Below are 21,000 nucleotides of genomic sequence, written 5' to 3'. Positions count from 1 at the left end.
ATCTTTATGCGAACTTAAGTTTATTTTAATTTTATTGGTTTCAATTGTCAACGTTTAGCAAAGTCATATGGGGACATTTCTCCCATATTTATCATAGGATCAATTTGATAAATTGTGTCTTCAGATAATTCAATACTCATTGATGTATCGGATGTAGTTTGATCTTTTACATTACTTTGCTTATCCTCAAAGTTTACAACTTGAATATCTTGATGTTGGTCTTGAAGATTTGCATTCTCATGGTCTTCTATTTTACTTTCTTTAAAGTATTGGCTCAGTATATCGTATAATTGTGTTAATCTTTTCTGTCCATTTGTATTTAAACCAATATCAAATGCCTGTGGATCACCTAATAGAACTAAAGATTGTTTCGCACGTGTTAATCCTGTATATAATATTGGACGCTGCAACATTCTAAAATATTGTTTAACTATAGGCATAATCACAATCGGAAACTCTGAACCTTGTGATTTATGAATAGAAGTACAATATGCATGTGTTAATTCGAGTAAATCTTGGCGCGTAAATGTTATTTCATTTCCTTCAAAATCAACGACTAAGACATCTTTATTTAAAGCATTTTCCTTAGCCCAAAATATACCGACAATCACACCAATATCGCCGTTAAATATATTATCATTCGGACGGTTAACTAATTGTAATACTTTATCGCCTTTTCTAAATACGACATCACCAAACTCAATTTCTCTAGTATCTTTTTCTTTGGATTTAAGATGGTTTGTAATATTTGGTTTAATCGTTTAATACCTGCATTCCCTTTATACATTGGGGCAAGCACTTGGATATCGCTCATATCATAGCCTTTATTAACAGCACTATTAACTACTTTCTCGACAACTGTTAGAATTTGATCTGTACCACAATTGATAAAACTTCGATCATGAAATCGTTGTGTAATATCAATAGGTTGTCCCAGTTTCATTCGATGAGCTAGTTCAATAATACTAGATCCATCTTGTTGGCGATAAACTTCTGTTAAATTGACTCTTGGTATGGTTTTAGAATCAATTAAATCTTTAAACACCTGACCAGGGCCTACAGAAGGTAATTGATCTTCATCACCCACTAGAATAATTTGAGCATCTAAAGGTACGGCACTCAGAAATTGGTGAAATAGCCAAGTATCTACCATAGACATCTCATCAATAATGATGAGACGTGCATTAATTTCATTATCCAGTATATCTTCTGGTTGTGTGTCTTGATTCCAACCAATCAATCGATGTATCGTCATAGCCTCTAATCCAGTTGACTCTTGTAATCTTTTCGATGCACGACCGGTTGGTGCTGCTAAAACTACAGGATAATCGTCTTCCTGATAATCATCATAATCTAAAGAAATTCCATGAACTTCTGCATACAATTCAACAATCCCTTTGATCACAGTAGTTTTACCTGTACCAGGACCACCTGTCAATAACATTACTTTAGAATTGATAGCTGTCTGTAAAGCTTCCTTTTGTGATTCTGCATAGCTTACTTCATTGCTCGTTTCTATTTCACCAATATGAATTTGTAAATCAGATTGTTCTATCTCTTTCAACTTGCTAGTATGCGTTTTGATTCGGTATAAATTTTGAACACTTTTCAATTCTGAATAATATAAACTTGGTATAGATACTTTTTCATTATCAACTATGATTCTTTTCTCTTCATTTAGCTCTAATAACATTCGATGAATGTGTTCTTGTTTTATTTGATTATCATCATGATTACTATTTTGCGTTAAGACGTTGTATGTTGCTTCAATGATTTGATCATGAGGCATATATGTATGACCTTGTTTAATACATTCTTCTTCTAATGTAAATAACAAACCTGCCTTTATTCGTTCAGGTGCATCAAATTGAATACCTATTTTTTGTGCTAGTTGGTCTGCTTTACTAAAGCCAATTCCCTTGATGTCATACACAAGTTGGTAAGGGTTTTTATCTAGAACATTTAATGTTTCTGCACCATAATATTGATAAATTGAACTTGCTAATTTAGGGCCGAAACCTAAATCATGTAATCGAATCATTACTTTCTCTGATTCTTGATTAGAAGCGATTTGTTCAGCAATTTGTTTTTGTTTCTTCTTAGGTAAACTTGGAACTTTTTCAAGCACACTTGCATCATTCAAAATATCGTTTATTGCATTTTCTCCTAAAGTATTCACTATATTTTGCGCAGTTTTTTTACCGATACCTTTGAATAAATCACTGGATAAATAACTGATGATCGCATCTTTAGTCTGTGGTAATTCTTTTTCAAATGTTTCTGCTTTTAGTTGTTTCCCATAACGAGGATGTTCTACTGTTTGACCCTTAAACGTATAAACGTCCCCTTCGACAACATTGGGAAGAAACCCTACTACTGTTGGCATCGTATCAAATGATTCATTAGTCTCAATTGTATCCACTTTTAAAACAGTATAAAAATTATCACTATTTTGAAATAAAATAGTTTCGACAGTACCTTTAATCATTGAATAATCAAATAGTGTAGGGTCAGTCATTGTATTACTCCTCTTCTTTAATTGCTGTAAACGTTTTTAATGCGTGTTGACTCAATAAGTGACCAGAATCAATCTTAATCGCTTGGTTGAAATATTCGATTGCTTCATCTACGTCCTCATTTTTCATATATGTAGCAAGTCCTAAGTTATATATTGCGTCAACATGATTTGAATCGATTGATAGTACTTTTTTTAATTGTTTAATAGCTTGATCAAACATTTCTAATTGACATAATACCAACCCATATTGAAACTGTACTTCTGTATCTTGTTGGTGATCTTTTTCTGCTGCAGTCATTAAAAATGGTAATGCTTCTTTATGCGCATTTAATTGGTTAAAAGACATTCCTATCATGTAATTGCAATCAACTGGTTCTATATTGTACTTCATGGCTTGTTGATATAATTTAATCGCTTCTTTAAATCGATCTTGATTATAATAGACATTTCCTAAATTATAATAAATGGCGCCATTTTCAGGGTCAATTGTTATCGCTTTTTGGAAAAAGCGTTCAGATTTTTCAATTTCGCCTGCATCTGCTAATACTATTCCAGCATTAATATAATTTTCTGTGACTGTTGGGTCTTCTTCAATATTATCAAATAAAGCCTTTAACGCTTCTTCTAACTGACCCTCTTTGATAAATTGATATATCGTTTTTTGATCAATCATATTTAATGAGACAACTCCTTATATCATCGTTAAATAACTATTGGTTCTTTCTTAGTTAAAACTGATAATTACCGTTCAAAATTAGTTTAAATATATTTTATCATGATATGTATGAATTTTTAAAAGTATACTAAGTAACGTACATACTATTTGTATATATAATTAAAAAAATTGCCGTTAATCCTAAAACCACGTCCATGAATTAACGGCAAAACTTTATACTACATAGCTTAATTGACCAGAATTTTTATAAACGTCATCAATAGTTGCGCCTCCAAGACATACCTCATCATTATAAAACACAACTGCTTGACCAGGTGTAATCGCTCTAACTGGTTCATCAAATGTGACTCTGATTGCTTCATTATTCTCTCTTTGAACAAAAACTTTAGTATCTTTTTGGCGATATCTAAATTTAGCAGTACAATAAAAGCCTTTCTCTAAATCAACATCTTGTTCATTTACAAATGATACATCTGAGGCAATTAAATAGTCACTATATAATGCGTCATGATGGAATCCTTGTTCAACATATAACACATTATCTTCTAAATTTTTACCTACTACAAACCATGGATCTCCATCTCCACCAATACCTAAACCATGTCTTTGGCCGATTGTGTAATACATTAAGCCACTATGCACACCCATTTTTTTACCATCAAGTGTGACCATATCACCTGATTGTGCTGGGAGATATTGTGATAAAAACGTCTTAAAGTTTCTTTCTCCAATAAAGCAAATACCTGTTGAATCTTTTTTCTTAGCTGTAGCTAGATCCTGTTCTTCAGCAATTTGACGAACACGTTTTTTGTCAATATCACCAATTGGGAACATGACTTTAGAAAGTTGCTGTTGTGAAAGTTGATTTAAAAAATACGTTTGGTCTTTATTGTTATCAATGCCTCTCAACATTTCAACATGACCGTCTTCATGTCTTCTGATACGTGCATAATGTCCTGTTGCTACGTAATCAGCACCTAATTTTAAAGCATGTTCTAAAAATGCTTTAAATTTAATTTCTTTATTACACATGACGTCTGGATTTGGTGTACGACCTTTTTTATATTCGTCTAGAAAGTAAGTAAATACCTTATCCCAATATTCTTGTTCGAAGTTAACTGCGTAATATGGAATACCAATTTGGTTACAAACAGCTATAACATCATTATAATCTTCTGTAGCTGTACAAACGCCGTTTTCATCAGTATCATCCCAATTTTTCATAAAAATGCCAATCACATCATAGCCTTGCTCTTTTAATAGATGGGCTGTTACTGAACTATCGACACCACCTGACATACCTACGACTACACGCGTATCTTGATTTGTCACGACTATTCCTCCTTAAATTTATGATATATTTTATGAATTTCTGCAACTATATATTTAACTTCTTGTTCTGTAGTCATTTCATTAAAACTAAATCTCACTGAATGTTTAGCTCTTTCTTCATCTTCATACATAGCTGCTAACACATGTGAAGGTGTCGTTGATCCCGCTGTACAAGCAGAACCAGAAGATACATAGATTTGACTTAAATCGAGCAGTGTTAACATTGTTTCCACATCAATAAATGGAAAATATAAATTAATGATATGACCTGTTGTATCGACCATTGAACCATTAAGCTCAAATGGAATAGCACGTTCTTGCAAACTCACTAAAAATAATTCTTTTAAATTCATTAAATGTATATTATTTTCATCCCTATGTTGTTGAGCTAATTCAATCGCCTTAGCAAAGCCAACAATCTGGGCTAAGTTTTCTGTTCCTGCACGACGTTTTGTTTCTTGTTCACCACCAAGTTGAGTAAATTGGATTGGTGTATTTTCTCTTACCAGTAAGGCACCAACGCCCTTAGGACCGCCAAATTTATGACCAGTGACGCTCATTGTGTCAAATTTAAAATCATCAAAATCTATATCTAAATGACCAATGGCTTGCACTGCATCAACATGGAATAATGCATTCGTTGAGGTAACAATATCTTCAATATCATACATTTGTTGAACCGTTCCGACCTCATTGTTCACAAACATGATAGAAACAAGAATCGTTTTATCTGTAATAACTTCTTCTAATTGATCTAAATCAATAGCACCCGTATCATCTACATCTAGGTATGTTACATCATAACCTTCACGTTCTAATTGCTCAAACACATGCAATACAGAATGATGTTCTATTTTAGTAGTGATTAAATGATTTCCAATATGTTCATTAGCTTTAACTAAACCTTTTATCGCTGTATTGTTAGATTCAGTAGCACCACTAGTAAAGATGACTTCTGATGGTTTAGCTCCTAAACATTTAGCCACAGTTCTACGAGATTCATCTAAATATTTACGTGCGTCTCTTCCAATTGAATGTATTGAAGATGGGTTACCATAATGTGATTGGTATATATCCATCATCACCTCTACAACTTCAGATTTAACTGGTGTTGTTGCAGCATAATCTGCATAAACTTCCATGTTTGACACTCCTCACAAAATTATCAATGTTCCTATAATAGCACCTAGAAACGTATTTTTCTACCTATCTGTTTGACAAATATAGTTAGTATAATTTTAACATTTTATTGCTATAGTTGATAATATGTATTAGTCTAAATCTTGAATTATATACTTAACTAGCATTTTGTCATAAATTGAATAGTAGTTTTGTTATGTGTAATGAGCAATTTAATATTTTATTGTAGTAATCATTGTTATACTTCATATACTATTTTTACTATGGAGGAAATTTTGCTATGAATAAACTTAAAGTATCAGCATTAAATTTAGTACCTATTAGAGAAGGACAAGATGATAGCGACGCTTTAAATGACATGATTGATTTAGCACAACATTTAGAACAAGTAGGTTATGAAAGATATTGGATTGCCGAGCACCATAATGCACCTAATTTAGTAAGTTCTGCGACTGCATTATTAGTTCAACATACTCTAGAACATACAAAAACGATTAAAGTTGGTTCTGGTGGAATAATGTTGCCAAATCACGCACCTCTTATAGTAGCAGAACAATTTGGTACAATGGCTACTTTATTTCCTAATCGAGTAGATTTAGGTTTAGGAAGAGCACCAGGTACAGATATGATGACTGCAAGTGCATTGCGTAGAGACCAACATAATGGTGTTTATCAATTTCCAGATGAAGTAGATCAATTACAACAATATTTTGGACCTGCAAATCAACAAAGTTATGTACGTGCCTATCCAGCTGTGAATAAACAAGTTCCGTTATATATATTAGGTTCTTCAACTGATTCGGCACATGTGGCTGCTAGAAGAGGTTTACCATATGTTTTTGCTGGACATTTTGCACCACAACAAATGAAAGAAGCCATACAAATATATAAAGAGTTATTTGAACCTTCAGAGGTATTAAGTGAACCTTATGTTATTATAGGCTTAAATGTTATCGTTGCAGACACTGATGAAGAAGCAGAATATTTAGCTAGTTCAATGGCTCAAGTAATGGTAAGTATTACAAGAGGCAAAATGCAACCAGTACAACCACCAACAGATAAATTAGATCAAGTGTTAACGCCTAGGGAATTGGAGATGGCGAAGCAACGAATCAACTCATCAATGATTGGTTCTGAAAGTACAGTTAAACAAAAAATTAAAGATTTTATTGATTATTATGGAGATATCGATGAAATCATGGGTGTAAGCTATATTTTTGATCAACAAAAGCAACATGAGTCATATCAAAAATTCAAACATATTATCGATACACTATAATTTATTTAATTCAATTATACTGAAACGTGATATTGGCGTTTCAGTATTTTTAATATATAAAAAAAAGAGGTAGCGCTATTGCACTACCCCTTTACTTATAAGAAAACGATTATTTATCGTCTTTATCTTCTTTTTTATCTTTGTCGCCTTTACCAGTATCAGTATACTCGTTAATTGTATCTTTAGCTTTGTTTACTTGCTCATTATCACTGTTTTTGAATTTTTCTGCTGCGTCTTTTGCTTTATCCATGAATCCCATAAATATAAGCTCCTTTCAGATTTAAAACTAATTTGTATTTGTTAAAACTTTAATTTTAACTTTATTACATCAATCACTTTATGAATAAGATTAATTCAACAATTGTTATGATGTATATTCTATTCATACCACTTGGTCAAGGAACTAAACATATGTATCAAATAAAATTTAGAAACTTTGTACTAAAAGCAATTTAGAATTTACGTATCGCACGTATCAAACGCTTGATTGTAGGATTTGAGTAGGTAAACTAATCAATCTATTAAATTAAAAAAATATGGAAATTAATCCATACTTTTTCATAAATTTATAATCCTTTTGTATAAAACCTCTATAAAGGGGCCGCCCAACTTGCATGGTCCGTAAAAGTTGGGGAACCAATTTTTCAATGTTGGGGCCCTTGCCCAACTTGCATTGCTTGTTGAAATTGGATTCCCAATTTCTCTTTGCTGGGTCCCTATATATAAAACATGTATCCGTCTAGGTTTTGGTCTGTTTCTTTGTATTCTGCTAGGTATTGTAGTGTTGTGTTGTCGAGTACGTCTCTGACTGCATCTCTCATTCTTAACCATAATTGTTTTTGAGCAGGTGGTTCTGACTCGATACTTTCTACGAAGGTAATGGGTCCTTCTAATAATCTGATAATATCACCAGCTGTAATTTCTTCAGCAGGTAATCTTAATTGGTACCCACCTTTTGCGCCTCGAACGCTTCGAATTAATCCAGCATTTCTTAAGGGTCCAACAAGTTGTTCTAAATATAAATCACTTAAATTATTTTCTTCAGCTATTGTTTTTAATGATACGCAACCCTGGCCTTCTCTTTTAGCAAGAGAAATCATTAAAGTTAAGCCATATCTCCCTTTTGTTGATATTTTCATTGTATAACCTCACTTAATTCGAATTATATATTCCCATTCTATCATTTTTTACGTTAAGATAATATAAGAAAGGTGTGACAAATGTGAATACTGAACCTTTAGCGTCTAGGATGAGACCAATAAATATAGATGAAATCATTTCACAACAACATTTGGTTGGTCCAAAAGGTATTATTAGAAGAATGGTAGAAACTAAAAGACTTTCTTCTATGATATTTTATGGGCCACCTGGTATAGGTAAAACAAGTATTGCTAAAGCCATTGCAGGTAGTACTCAATATAAATTTAGACAACTCAATGCTGTAACGAATACAAAAAAAGATATGCAAATGGTAGTCGATGAAGCAAAAATGTCTGGACAAGTGATTTTGTTATTAGATGAAATTCACCGATTAGATAAAGCGAAACAAGACTTTTTATTGCCCCATTTAGAAAATGGAAAAATTGTCTTAATTGGTGCAACAACTTCTAATCCTTATCATGCAATTAACCCAGCTATTCGGTCAAGAGCTCAAATTTTTGAATTGTTTCCTTTGGATAATGACGATATTAGATTAGCACTTAATCGTGCTTTAGAAGACGAAGATCGAGGTCTTAATGCATATTCACCTAAAGTTGATGATGATGCTATGACTTATTTCTCAACTCAGAGTCAAGGTGATGTTAGAAGTGCTTTAAATGCTTTAGAACTTGCAGTTTTAAGTGCATCTGAAGAAGATGGGCAACGTCACATTACATTGCAAGATGCTAAAGATTGCTTGCAAAAAGGGGCATTCGTTAGTGATAAAGATGGAGATATGCATTATGATGTCATGAGTGCTTTTCAAAAGTCTATTCGAGGCAGTGATGTCAATGCAGCACTGCATTATCTAGCCAGATTGATAGAAGCTGGTGATTTACCAACAATAGTCAGACGATTACTCGTAATTAGTTATGAGGATGTAGGTTTAGCTTCACCAAATGCAGGACAACGTACTTTAGCTGCAATTCAATCTGCTGAAAGATTAGGTTTTCCTGAAGCACGAATTCCATTAAGCCAAGCAGTTATTGAATTATGCTTATCACCTAAATCGAATTCAGGCATTTCAGCTATTGATAAAGCATTAAGTGACATAAGACAAGGCAAAGTAGGACAAATACCGGACTATTTAAAAGATGGCCACTATGCTGGTGCTAAAGAATTAGGCCGTGCTATTGGTTATAAATATCCACACAATTATGACAATGGTCATGTAGTTCAACAATATTTACCTGATATACTTAAAAATCGAATATATTATGAACCTAAAACGACATCTAAAAGTGAACAACAATTTAAAACCATTTATGAGAATCTATTGAATAAGTCTAAATAAATTAAAAGATAGCTTGCCTATATGTAGCAATTACATTATAGACAAGCTATCTTTTTTTTAAAACTTAATTATTGGCCTTTATCTTTAATACGACGAATCGGAATGTCTTTTAGAATATCATTGATGACATAACTTGAACAAATTAATCCAACTACACTTGGTACATATGCATTGGAAGATGGTGGCATTTGTCCTTTTCTATTAATAGCATTTTTGTCGCCTACTGTTTCTTTTACATCTTCTCTAATTACAATTGGACTTTCATCTGAAAATACAACTTTAACCCCTTTTCGAATACCTACACGTTTTAATCTATTACGAATGACCTTAGCCATTGGATCAGTATGCGTTTTTGAGATATCAGCAATTTGGAATCGAGTAGGATCTATTTTATTAGCTGCCCCCATACTGGAAATCATATCGATACCACGTTCTAAGCATTCTTTCATTAAATGTACTTTATAAATAATGGTATCACTCGCATCGATAAAATAATCAATATCATAGTTATTAAATATCTCTTCGTATGTCTCTTCAGTATAAAACATATGTAATGGCGTTACTTTACAGTCTGGATTAATTTGTTTTATTCTTTCTTCCATTAACGTCACTTTACTTTGTCCGATAGTAGAAGTTAAGGCATGGATTTGACGGTTAACATTTGTAATATCAACATCGTCTTTATCTATTAAAATGATATGACCTATATTCGTTCTAGCTAATGCTTCAGCAGCAAAAGATCCAACGCCACCGACACCTAACACAGCTACAGTTTTATTTTTTAATAAATCAAGTCCCTCTTGTCCGATTGCTAACTCATTTCTAGAAAATTGATGTTTCATTTTAATCTCCTTTAACTAAACAATCCAAATCAATATGTATTTTAAGTATTATTTTAATTTAAAAATAAAAATACGCAAGACCTAAGTCTTGCGTACCGATAGAGTCCGTAGATGCCGTAGTTATAAATAGCTTGATCATTCGGCCTGCTATATACAGGTGGGTGCCCTGTTTCATGTTTTGCAAGTCCTCCTATTGAGGCGTGTGCGCTGCATGAAAACCTATTGGGCTCCCTGATCAAAGAGTGTTAGGCCCAAATAAAAAGCAAACATACGAACATCACAGATGACTATCTTATGTCATTATAATACCATAAACTTCGAAAGAAAGGAATTAAACAACTTTGTATATTTTAATTCCTTTTTATTCAGACAACATTTAGACATAATCGCAAGAAATTAAAGTTACGAGTTAATTAATGTCTAATTCTTAACGATAATTCTTCTAATTGTTTTTCAGAAACTTCACCTGGCGCATCAGTTAACAAACAAGTAGCTGATGCAGTTTTAGGGAATGCAATTGTATCTCTTAAGTTTGTACGATTAGTTAATAACATAACTAATCTATCTAATCCTAATGCGATACCGCCATGTGGTGGTGCACCATATTTGAACGCATCTAATAAGAAACCAAATTGTTCTTGTGCTTGTTCTTTAGTAAATCCTAGTACTTCAAACATTTTTTCTTGTAATTCACCATTATGCATTCTGATTGAGCCCCACCTAATTCATAACCATTTAATACGATATCATAGGCATTCGCTTGTGCATTTTCAGGCTCTGAATCTAATTTATCAATATCTTCTTTTTTAGGTGATGTGAATGGATGATGTGCAGCTACATAGCGTTTACTTTCATCATCATATTCTAATAATGGCCAATCTGTTACCCATAAGAAGTTTAATTTAGATTCATCAATTAAGCCTAATTCTTTAGCTAGTTTAATACGTAATGCGCCTAAACTTTGTGCTACGACTTCTGGTTTATCAGCAACAAACATTACTAAATCCCCAGCTGATGCCTCTGTTAATGATTTTAATTGTTCTGCATCTTTATCTTCAAAGAAGCGAGCAATTGGACCAGTTAAACCTTCATCAGTAACCTTAACCCATGCTAAACCTTTAGCTCCATATATATTTACAAATTCAGTTAACGCATCCATGTCTTTACGTGTATATTGATCTGCAGCACCTTTAGCTACGATTGCTTTAATTTCTCCATTATTTTCAACTGTATCTTTGAATACTTTAAAGTCCATTTCATGACCTAATTGAGATACGTTAATCAATTCCATGTCAAAACGTGTATCAGGTTTGTCAGAACCATAACGACTCATTGCTTCAGCATAAGTCATTCGTGGGAATGGACCAGGTACATCGATACCTTTTACATCTTTAACGACTTTGCGTAACATTTCTTCACCCATTGCCATAACATCTTCTTGGTCTACAAAGCTCATTTCAATATCGACTTGAGTAAATTCTGGTTGACGATCAGCACGTAAGTCTTCATCACGGAAACATTTAACGATTTGATAGTATTTATCAAATCCACTAATCATTAGCAATTGTTTAAATAATTGTGGTGATTGTGGCAATGCATAAAATTCACCATCATGAACACGTGAAGGTACTAAATAGTCTCTTGCACCTTCTGGCGTTGATTTAGTTAATACTGGCGTTTCAATATCATAAAATCCATTGTCATCTAAATATTGTCGAATTGAACGTGTTGTTTGATGTCTCATTTTGAATGTTTGTGCTAGTTCTTGGCGACGTAAATCTAAATATCTATATTTTAATCTTATATTTTCATCTACATTTGTATTTTCTTCATTTATTGAAAATGGTGGTGTTTCTGATTTATTGATAATTTCAATATTTGAAACTTGCACTTCTACTTGCCCTGTTTTAATTTTAGGATTAACTGTTTCAGCATCACGTTTAGTTACTACACCTTGAACTTCAACAATATATTCAGATCTTACAGTTTCAGCAATATTTAATGCTTCTTGTGAAAAATCAGGATTAAAAACAATTTGTACAATACCTTCTCTATCTCTTAAATCGATGAAAATTAATCCGCCTAAGTCACGTCTGTTGTGTACCCAACCTTTTAACGTTACTTTTTCATTTAATAAATCTTCTGTGACTAAACCACAGTATGTCGTTCTTTTACTCATTTCAAAACTTCCTCTCTATTTGTGAAAATAATCAACTATTTGATCTAATTGAATTGATTCAGATTCACCAGTTTCCATATTTTTAATATCAATTTGATTGTTTTCTAATTCTTGATCACCAATTACGATTGTATAGTTTGCATTTAGACGATCTGCTTGTTTCATTTGACCTTTAATTTTTCTATTAAGATAATCTTTATCAGCTTTTACGCCATTTTTACGTAATTCGTTAAGTAATTTAACTGCATAACGATCCGCTTTTTCTCCCATAGTAACGATAAATAGGTCAAAGTCATTTTTAATATCTAATTCAATACCTTCTTCTTCTAAAGCTAACAATAATCTTTCGATACTTAATGCAAAACCGATACCTGTTTGGCTAGGTCCATCTAACAGTTCAAGTAGACCATTATAACGACCACCACCACACAAGGTTGTTATTGCACCATCGTAATTTGGATTATCCATCATTAATTCAAATGCAGTATGTGTGTAATAATCTAATCCACGAACAAGATTAGGATCTTCTACATATGGAATTTCTAAATCATCTAAATGTTGTTTTACTTGTTCGTAGTATGCTTTAGAATCTTCGTTTAAGAAGTCCGTAATACGTGGTGCATTTTTGACAGCTTCTTTGTCTCTATCGACTTTACAATCTAAAATTCTCATCGGATTAGTGTGTAGTCTAGACTGACAATCTTGGCAGAAATTATCAATCACTGGTTCAAAGTGTTTAACCAATGCTTTATTGTATTCTTTACGAGAATCACTATCTCCAATACTATTAATCACTAATTTTAAGTGTTTTAGCCCAAATGATTGATAGATATGCATTACCATCGCTAATATTTCAGCATCAATGCTTGGGTTTTCAGAACCAATAGCTTCAACACCAAATTGATTAAATTGACGATATCTACCTTTTTGTTTACGTTCATATCTAAACATTGGCCCATTATAATATAACTTTACTGGTTGATTTGGATTTCCCTGCATTTTATGTTCGATATAAGATCGAACTACACTAGCAGTACCCTCTGGTCTTAATGTCAGACTACGATCGCCTTTATCCTTAAATGTATACATTTCCTTTTGAACTACATCTGTAGAATCACCAACACCTCTAGCAAAAAGTTCAGTACTCTCAAAGATAGGTGTTCGTATTTCTTGATAATTGTAAATTTCCATTAATTGATCTAATTTATTTTCAATGTAACGCCACTTGATTGAATCTTCTGGTAATATATCTTGCGTTCCTCTTGGAATTTTTATCATATTTTATCTCCTTTACTAATACTCAAGGCTTTTCATCTCTTTTTCATTTTAAAAATGTGAATAAAAAAGCCCTTGCATAGCATTAAATACTATACAAGGGACGAAAATCCGTGTTGCCACCCTAATTGATTTGGACATAATTAACGTCACAAATCCACTCAAAACGTTTAACGTACGTTAGCCGGCTTTACTTTTGAATAAAGCACCTCTTCTTGTGTTCAAAGTAATAAACTACTCAGCGTAATCTTTCAGCCTCATGGATTACATTTCTACGTATATTAAAATATACTACCTCTTTCATTTATTCTTTCAAGAATACAATCGGTTTACTATTTATAATTCAATTATAATGATAACGAGTTTTCATTTGATTTGCAAGTTCTATGATGAGAAATATTGTTTTAAGCCATCAACGATAGCTTCCTCCACAACTTGTCTATGTAGTTGGTCTCGTACCATTCCTTCATCTGTTGGATTACTAATATAACCAAGTTCTAATAATACTGCTGGTATATTCGTTTGTCTCAAGACTTGATAATTTTGTTGTCTGGCTTCTTTATTTGTTAGGAGGGATTTCTTTTGGATGCTACTGCTAAGCGTTTGTGCTAATGCTTCTTGATTATCTTGTAACCAATACACAGTTACACCATTCGCATTTGGGGAATCTAGTGAGTCATTATGTATGCTTATAAAAGCGTCTCCTTTGATATTCCTATCATCCAAAGACACATATGTATCATTAGAACGCGTCATTTTAACATGAGCACCTTCTTTTTCAAGTAAAGTCTTTAACTCTTTAGCAGTTTTTAATGTATATACTTTTTCTAAACTCTTTGAGGACGTATTACTTGAAGCACCCTGATCACGTCCACCGTGACCAGGATCAAGTACAATTGCTTTACCTTTTAAAGGAGCGGATTTCTTAGAATTCTCAGCATGGATATTTAAGTTTGTGTGCCAACCAGCAACCCAACCTTTTTCATCTCCAGCTTTATTCTTTACTTCGATCCACTTACCAGATTTATCAATCTTCTCGAAAGTATCTCCCTTTTCAATCTTATAAATAACAGGATAAGCTGCATTAGGTCCAGTTCTCAACTCTGCGTTTTCTGTTATCGTGATTGTACCATTATCTTCATCATTATAATTTAAAAACATAAATAATAATATGAGAAATAGTACGAAACAAATAACTACGATCAATGTAAGTCGATTCATAAGACCATGTTTGGTTAACCATGTATTTACTTTATTCATATCATTTTGCCATCCTGACTCTCATAAATGATTGTTACAGGACCATCATTATGAATGTCTACATTCATATGTGTACCAAATTCACCTGTTTTAACATTCAAACCATATGATCGAAGTGCTTCGTTAAACGATTCATATAATTCATCTGCTGCCTCAGGTGGCATTGAATCAGAAAAACCAGGGCGATTACCTTTTTTTACATCGGCGTACAATGTAAATTGAGAAATTGATAATATTTCTCCTTCAATTTGTTGAATATTATAGTTCAATTTGTCATTTTCGTCTTCAAATAATCTTGCATTCGCGATTTTTTTAGCTACTGCTTGTACATCAGCTTCTGTAGAATTTTTACCGACACCTACTAGTAAACAATAGCCTTTTTGAATAGCATTGTGAATGTTGTTATTTGAAACAGAAGCTTCTGAAACTCTTTGTACAACTACTCTCATTTTTCTTTGCACCTCTTAAGTTCTAGTTCCAAACTCTTGTAACAGTATATACATCACCTAACTGTTTGATTTTTTCAACTACACGGTATACATCGTTTACATTTTTTACCATGACACTAATATTAATGACAACATTTTTATCGATATCGGATCGACCTGATACTTTAATTAGACTTCCTGCTGTTGAATTTACAGCTTGTAGGACTTCATTTAATAGTCCATTACGATCATATGCAGTGACTTCTAAATCGACTTGATAACGTTGTGTTGAGTCTTTAGATTTCACCCATTCAACCGATATTAAGCGTTCTGTCTCATTTTTTATATTAGGACAATCGGTTCTATGTACTTTTATACCATGACCTTTGGTGATATAACCTACAATATCATCACCAGGTATAGGATTACAACATTTTGATAGTTTAATCAGTACATTTTCTAAACCTTCTACGTATACACCACTATCAGTAATAATATCTTCTTTGATTGGAACTGATTTTGTCACTTCCTGTGCTTCATTTAAAGCCTTTTGCTTATCCAAAATTCTTTGACGCTCTGTTAACTTATTAACGATTTGAATAGCCGTAACACCACCGAAACCAACAGCAGCATATAAATCATCTTCATTAGCAAAATGATATTTTTCATTCACTACATCGATATTTTTTTCGGTAAGAATATCGTCAACTCTAAAACCTTGCTCTTTAATTTCAGCTTCAACCATAAATTTACCTTTTTCAATATTTGAAGATCGATCTTGCTTTTTAAAGAAACTTTTAATTTTACTTTTCGCACTAGATGATTTAACGATTTTTAACCAATCTCTACTTGGTCCGTATGAATGTTTACTTGTTCTTATTTCAATGATATCACCGGTTTGTAATATATAGTCAATAGGCACTATTTTCCCGTTGACTTTAGCCCCTATCATTTTATTACCTACTTCACTATGGATAGCATATGCAAAATCAATAGGTACAGCACCATACGGTAACTCTATGACATCACTCGCTGGTGTAAATGCATATACTTTATCACTTTGTAAATCGTATTTGAGTGATTCCATAAATTCTTGTGCATCTGAGGACGTATGATCTGTTTCAGCTAAGTCTTTTAACCAATTTAATTTATTTTGGAAATCTTGTGTTTTTTCGTTTACAGTTTTGCCTTCTTTATAAGCCCAGTGCGCAGCTACACCATGTTCTGCAATTTCATGCATTTCATACGTACGTATTTGAATTTCAAGTGGATCCCCATTTGGACCTACAACTGTTGTATGGAGAGATTGATACATATTTTGTTTCGGCATTGCAATATAGTCTTTAAAACGACCTGGCATCGGTTTCCATAATGTATGTACCAAACCTAATATCGCATAACAATCATTGATTGTATTAACGATGATTCGGATAGCAAGTAAATCAAATATTTGATCAAACTGCTTTTTTTGTTTCATCATTTTTCTATAAATACTATAGATGTGTTTAGGTCGACCATTTATTTCGCCAACAATATTCATTTTATCCATTTCAGTTTCTATCTGGCCAATAGCATTGTCAATATAAGCTTCACGTTCACTTCTCTTTTTCTTCATCAAATTAACAATACGGAAATATTGCACACTATCAATATATCTTAAAGCCGTGTCTTCTAATTCCCATTTTATAGTATTGATACCAAGTCTATGTGCTAAAGGTGCATATATTTCTAACGTTTCTTTAGAAATACGTATTTGTTTCTCTCTTGGCATAGCTTTTAATGTTCTCATATTATGTAATCGGTCAGCTAATTTAACTAAAATAACACGGACATCTTTAGCAATAGCTATAAATAATTTACGATGATTTTCAGCTTGTTGTTCTTCTTTCGAACGATATTTTACTTTTTTAAGTTTAGTAACACCGTCTACGATTCTTGCTACTTCCTCGTTAAACATATTTTTAACATCATCAAATGTATATGCTGTATCTTCTATGACATCATGTAAAAAGCCTGCAACGATTGTGGGTCCGTCTAAACGCATCTCAGTTAGAATTCCAGCTACTTGAATTGGATGCATGATATATGGCAAACCATTCTTCCTAAATTGTCCTTGGTGAGCTTCATATGCAATATGATAACTCTTTAAAACATATTGATATTCACTTTCACTTAAATAGGACTTTGCTTTGTAAAGTACCTCGTCAGCACTATAAGGATACTCGTTGTTCAATATATGACACCCCACTCATTGATTATAATTACACGTTTTAATTTATTTACTTCCGTTATGTATTACACCCATTATTTTAGAAGGTTTATAGACACTTATTAGCATTTTATTAGCTTATACACCCTGTATTATTACAAAATTGATAGATGTTTCAATGTGAAATCAATTTTAATTGTATATAGTTTATCAAATTTTAATGTCTCTGATAAGCTAACATTGATGAATTAAAATTAAATATTAGTTACATGATACTACAATTTTTGGAATAAATAAATGAATCACAATTAGATTGTAACTCTATCAATACTATTTTTTTGTAAATAAAAACTAGTTCTCTATTTAAACTGTATTAACAACATTATTGTTAATTAGTTTTGAGAACTAGCTCATCATGACTTATTTTTATTAGTTAATTTGGTTTTGAAAATTATTCATCATAAGAAATTAAACTCATCACATCATAGTCTTTTATCTTTTCAATTCCATTTAAATATTTCAATTCAATAATAAAAGCAATGCCTACAACGATACCGCCTAACTTTTCAACGAGTTTAATTGCCGCTTCAATTGTCCCACCTGTCGCTAATAAATCGTCCGTAATTAAAACACGTTGACCAGGTTTAATAGCATCTTTATGCATTGTTAAAACATTAGTGCCATATTCTAAATTATATTCGTATCTAATAACTTCACGAGGTAATTTACCTTCTTTACGTACAGGTGCGAACCCTATGCCCATAGAATAAGCTACTGGGCAACCAATAATAAATCCTCGTGCTTCTGGTCCTACAACTACGTCAACATCTTTTTCTCTTGCATATTCAACAATTTGGTCTGTAGCATAGCCGTATGCTTCACCATTGTCCATAATTGTAGTGATATCTTTAAAGCTAACCCCTGGTTTTGGCCAGTCTTGTACCTCAGAAACATATTGTTTTAAATCCATCTTATTATTTCCTCCTAATTACTATATCCCAATTGAGTTTTAATCCATAATTTTAAATGATTGAAATCATCATATAATAAAAGCTTTTCGACCTCTATTCTAGACAATCTAGCCTGATACAATTGACTTGTTTCAATATCTTGTTTACTTGGTTGACTCGCAATCGTTATTATACCATCATCTTCGTTAATAAATCCTAATTCTAAAAATACTTTTAGCATAAATTTTAATGAATTCGCTTTAATATTGAGAAAGTCACACAACATCATACCTTCAGTTGCTAAATTCGTTTCCTTTTTATTAATTAATGCTTTATAACATTGTTTAAATAAACTGATACTTGGCATACCTTCAAAATAAATAGACATTTTATGTTGAAATACAAGATAAATTTGAGATATTTGTGTTTGTTGTAATGTACTTTTTAATTCATCAAGTGTATTCGGTAAATCTCTAAATACTATTTTATCATATTCAACAGGTATAACTTCTCCATAGTAGAACTCATTGTCATTTGATTTATGAACTTTTGAATGAATGACAAAAGCTGTTGATTGATCATTATTTAAGAAATTTGTGTTCTTACTTTTACTTCGATAATCTAATATTTGCATTGTATCCATAGCTATATCTTGAACAATGAACTGCGGCGTTTGATTACCATTCCATTCATTGATTTGCAAGTTACCTATTAAGTTTACCGTTTGACCGTTATCTAATTGTGTTGCATATGCACCATTTTGCCAAAATAAAGCTGGTAAAGTAGAATCACCTAACGTCATCTTCAAATGATTTTGTTCTTTACCTATGGCCTTTAATGAATTAATAGTCATATTTTGAATTTCAAATAATGGTGAATTAAAATCTGTGCCAAATGGTCTTAATTTCTGAATGTCTTTAATATTTTTGATCGTAATATCGGATTCATCCAATAACACATCTATTTTTTTACTAGGTTCAAGTGAGGTCGTTTCACTTAGTCTTGCCATCCATTCATTTAATCCATCTCGTAATGCCTCTACATTATCAATATCCATAGTCATTCCAGCTGCCATATGGTGTCCACCGAATTTACTAATTAAATCTTGATGTGCATTTAAAATTTCAAACATAGAAACTTGTTCAATTGATCTAGCAGAACCTTTGGCATGATTCTGTTCATAATCAATATTTAAAATTAATGTTGGTAAACTATATGTCTCTACTATTTTCGAAGCTACAATCCCTAATACGCCTTCATGCCAATCTTCTTTGGCTAATAGTAGAAATTGATGTCCTTGAGAAACATAATTCTCAGCCATTGCCAATGCTTCTTCAGTAATTTGAGCTACGATATCTTTACGCTCTTGGTTGAAATGCTCAACCTGTTCTGCTAAAAATTCAGCTTCATCTTCGCTATCAGACATTAATAATTCAGCAGCTAAAGAGGCATCTTCCAAGCGTCCAACTGCATTTAATCTAGGGCCTATAATAAAACCTATTGTTTCTTCGGTAATTTCATCGTTATAACTAGCTTGATTTAGTAAAGCTTTAACGGGTACTGGACAACTATCATTCATAACTTTTAAACCATGTTGTACAATCGAACGATTTTCATCAGTTAAAGATACTAAATCTGCAATCGTTCCTATAGCTGCATATGCTTTAAAATAATTAGGCACATTTTCTAATAATGCTTGTGCTAATTTATAGGCTACACCAGCACCACACAAATATTTAAAAGGATAATCAAATTCTGGATGCATTGGGTGTACGATTGCATACGCTTCAGGTAATGTTCTGCCTATTTCGTGGTGATCAGTGACGATGACATCTACACCTAAATCTTGAGCCATTTTAATTTCAGCATGCCCTTGTATGCCATTATCCACAGTAATGATTAATGAAACCCCTTCATCATATGCATTTTGAAAGGCCAATTCGTTTGGTCCATAACCTTCTGTAAAACGGTTCGGGATATACCATCCAACTTGGGCTCCTAATTTTTGTAATGTATGTACTAATATTGTCGTTGATGTCACACCATCAGCATCATAATCGCCATAAACTAATATACGCTCGTTTTTATCAATTGCCTGATTTATACGTTCTATTGCTTTATCAATGTCGCTAAGTAAAGAACTATCATGATTAATATCTACGCCATTTAAAGTACGTTGTATATCTTCTTCTTCAATAATATTTTTACTTTCTAATATCTTTTTGATAATAGGAGATAATTTTAAACGTTGTGCAATACTATCAGATATATATTCAGTTGGGTTATTCAAATTCCAATTATATTTAGATTTAATCATAAGTAACCTTCCTCATTTCCAAATGCCATTATATCGAAAATCGAAAAAAATAAAAAGGTTGAGCACTTTGCTGCAAAATCTTTTAAAGACATTACAACATC

14 protein-coding genes, 1 other RNA gene and 2 pseudogenes are annotated in these 21,000 nt (G+C 32.4%); 2 read left to right on the top strand and 15 right to left on the bottom strand.

Annotation, left to right across the window (positions count from 1 at the left end; translation table 11 throughout):
- Window positions 1–47 precede the first annotated feature (47 nt).
- The 4 genes and pseudogenes from recD2 to EL082_RS05690 all read right to left on the bottom strand — a co-directional run bounded on the left by recD2 (window position 48) and on the right by EL082_RS05690 (window position 5,668).
- A pseudogene (gene recD2, locus EL082_RS05705) lies at window positions 48–2,518 on the bottom strand (SF1B family DNA helicase RecD2).
- A gap of 4 nt (window positions 2,519–2,522) precedes the next feature.
- Window positions 2,523–3,191 carry a tetratricopeptide repeat protein gene (locus tag EL082_RS05700; protein WP_019235936.1) on the bottom strand — a complete coding sequence of 223 codons (669 nt, stop codon included), beginning with the start codon at window positions 3,189–3,191 and terminating at the stop codon, window positions 2,523–2,525.
- Window positions 3,192–3,407: 216 nt separating this feature from the next.
- Entirely contained in the window at window positions 3,408–4,526 is a 1,119-nt protein-coding gene (gene mnmA, locus EL082_RS05695) for a tRNA 2-thiouridine(34) synthase MnmA (protein ID WP_015364942.1), read from the bottom strand.
- 2 nt (window positions 4,527–4,528) lie between these two features.
- A complete protein-coding gene (locus EL082_RS05690; protein WP_015364941.1) occupies window positions 4,529–5,668 on the bottom strand; it encodes a cysteine desulfurase family protein in 1,140 nt (379 codons plus the stop codon).
- A gap of 278 nt (window positions 5,669–5,946) precedes the next feature.
- On the opposite strand from EL082_RS05690, the gene EL082_RS05685 reads away from it, so the two are divergent.
- Complete coding sequence (locus EL082_RS05685; protein WP_015364940.1) at window positions 5,947–6,945, top strand: LLM class flavin-dependent oxidoreductase; 999 nt, start codon at window positions 5,947–5,949, stop codon at window positions 6,943–6,945.
- A gap of 109 nt (window positions 6,946–7,054) precedes the next feature.
- On the opposite strand, the gene EL082_RS05680 is transcribed toward EL082_RS05685, so the two are convergent.
- Window positions 7,055–7,204, bottom strand: a complete 150-nt coding sequence (locus EL082_RS05680) for an SAS049 family protein (RefSeq protein WP_002451815.1) — start codon at window positions 7,202–7,204, stop codon at window positions 7,055–7,057.
- A gap of 457 nt (window positions 7,205–7,661) precedes the next feature.
- Entirely contained in the window at window positions 7,662–8,084 is a 423-nt protein-coding gene (gene cymR, locus EL082_RS05670; protein ID WP_002467514.1) for a cysteine metabolism transcriptional regulator CymR, read from the bottom strand.
- An 83-nt stretch (window positions 8,085–8,167) separates the two neighbouring features.
- Here cymR and EL082_RS05665 point away from each other — a divergent pair, with 83 nt between their 5' ends.
- A complete protein-coding gene (locus tag EL082_RS05665; protein WP_002467523.1) occupies window positions 8,168–9,439 on the top strand; it encodes a replication-associated recombination protein A in 1,272 nt (423 codons plus the stop codon).
- A 68-nt stretch (window positions 9,440–9,507) separates the two neighbouring features.
- Here EL082_RS05665 and EL082_RS05660 read toward each other — a convergent pair whose 3' ends face one another.
- The 9 genes and pseudogenes from EL082_RS05660 to recJ form a co-directional block, all read right to left on the bottom strand.
- Complete coding sequence (locus EL082_RS05660; protein ID WP_015364938.1) at window positions 9,508–10,281, bottom strand: tRNA threonylcarbamoyladenosine dehydratase; 774 nt, start codon at window positions 10,279–10,281, stop codon at window positions 9,508–9,510.
- Window positions 10,282–10,379: 98 nt separating this feature from the next.
- Window positions 10,380–10,570: non-coding RNA, 6S RNA (ssrS, locus tag EL082_RS05655), on the bottom strand.
- Between the two features lie 124 nt (window positions 10,571–10,694).
- A pseudogene (aspS, locus tag EL082_RS05650) lies at window positions 10,695–12,460 on the bottom strand (aspartate--tRNA ligase).
- Between the two features lie 15 nt (window positions 12,461–12,475).
- On the bottom strand, window positions 12,476–13,738 hold the full coding sequence (gene hisS / locus EL082_RS05645; RefSeq protein ID WP_002467521.1) for a histidine--tRNA ligase: 1,263 nt from the start codon (window positions 13,736–13,738) through the stop codon (window positions 12,476–12,478).
- A 381-nt stretch (window positions 13,739–14,119) separates the two neighbouring features.
- Window positions 14,120–14,995, bottom strand: a complete 876-nt coding sequence (locus EL082_RS05640) for an N-acetylmuramoyl-L-alanine amidase family protein (RefSeq protein WP_103286289.1) — start codon at window positions 14,993–14,995, stop codon at window positions 14,120–14,122.
- Window positions 14,992–15,444 carry a D-aminoacyl-tRNA deacylase gene (gene dtd / locus EL082_RS05635; RefSeq protein ID WP_002467513.1) on the bottom strand — a complete coding sequence of 151 codons (453 nt, stop codon included), beginning with the start codon at window positions 15,442–15,444 and terminating at the stop codon, window positions 14,992–14,994. The genes EL082_RS05640 and dtd overlap by 4 nt, the downstream gene beginning before the upstream one ends.
- Window positions 15,445–15,466: 22 nt before the next feature.
- On the bottom strand, window positions 15,467–17,656 hold the full coding sequence (locus tag EL082_RS05630; RefSeq protein WP_103286288.1) for a RelA/SpoT family protein: 2,190 nt from the start codon (window positions 17,654–17,656) through the stop codon (window positions 15,467–15,469).
- A 427-nt stretch (window positions 17,657–18,083) separates the two neighbouring features.
- The gene (locus EL082_RS05625; protein WP_002467522.1) at window positions 18,084–18,602 is read right to left on the bottom strand and encodes an adenine phosphoribosyltransferase; all 519 of its coding nucleotides are present in this window, start codon (window positions 18,600–18,602) and stop codon (window positions 18,084–18,086) included.
- A gap of 14 nt (window positions 18,603–18,616) precedes the next feature.
- A complete protein-coding gene (gene recJ, locus EL082_RS05620; RefSeq protein ID WP_015364936.1) occupies window positions 18,617–20,899 on the bottom strand; it encodes a single-stranded-DNA-specific exonuclease RecJ in 2,283 nt (760 codons plus the stop codon).
- Window positions 20,900–21,000 lie beyond the last annotated feature (101 nt).

Source organism: Staphylococcus warneri, from assembly GCF_900636385.1.
Taxonomy (GTDB): domain Bacteria; phylum Bacillota; class Bacilli; order Staphylococcales; family Staphylococcaceae; genus Staphylococcus; species Staphylococcus warneri.
This window is presented reverse-complemented; position numbering and strand designations above follow the sequence as displayed.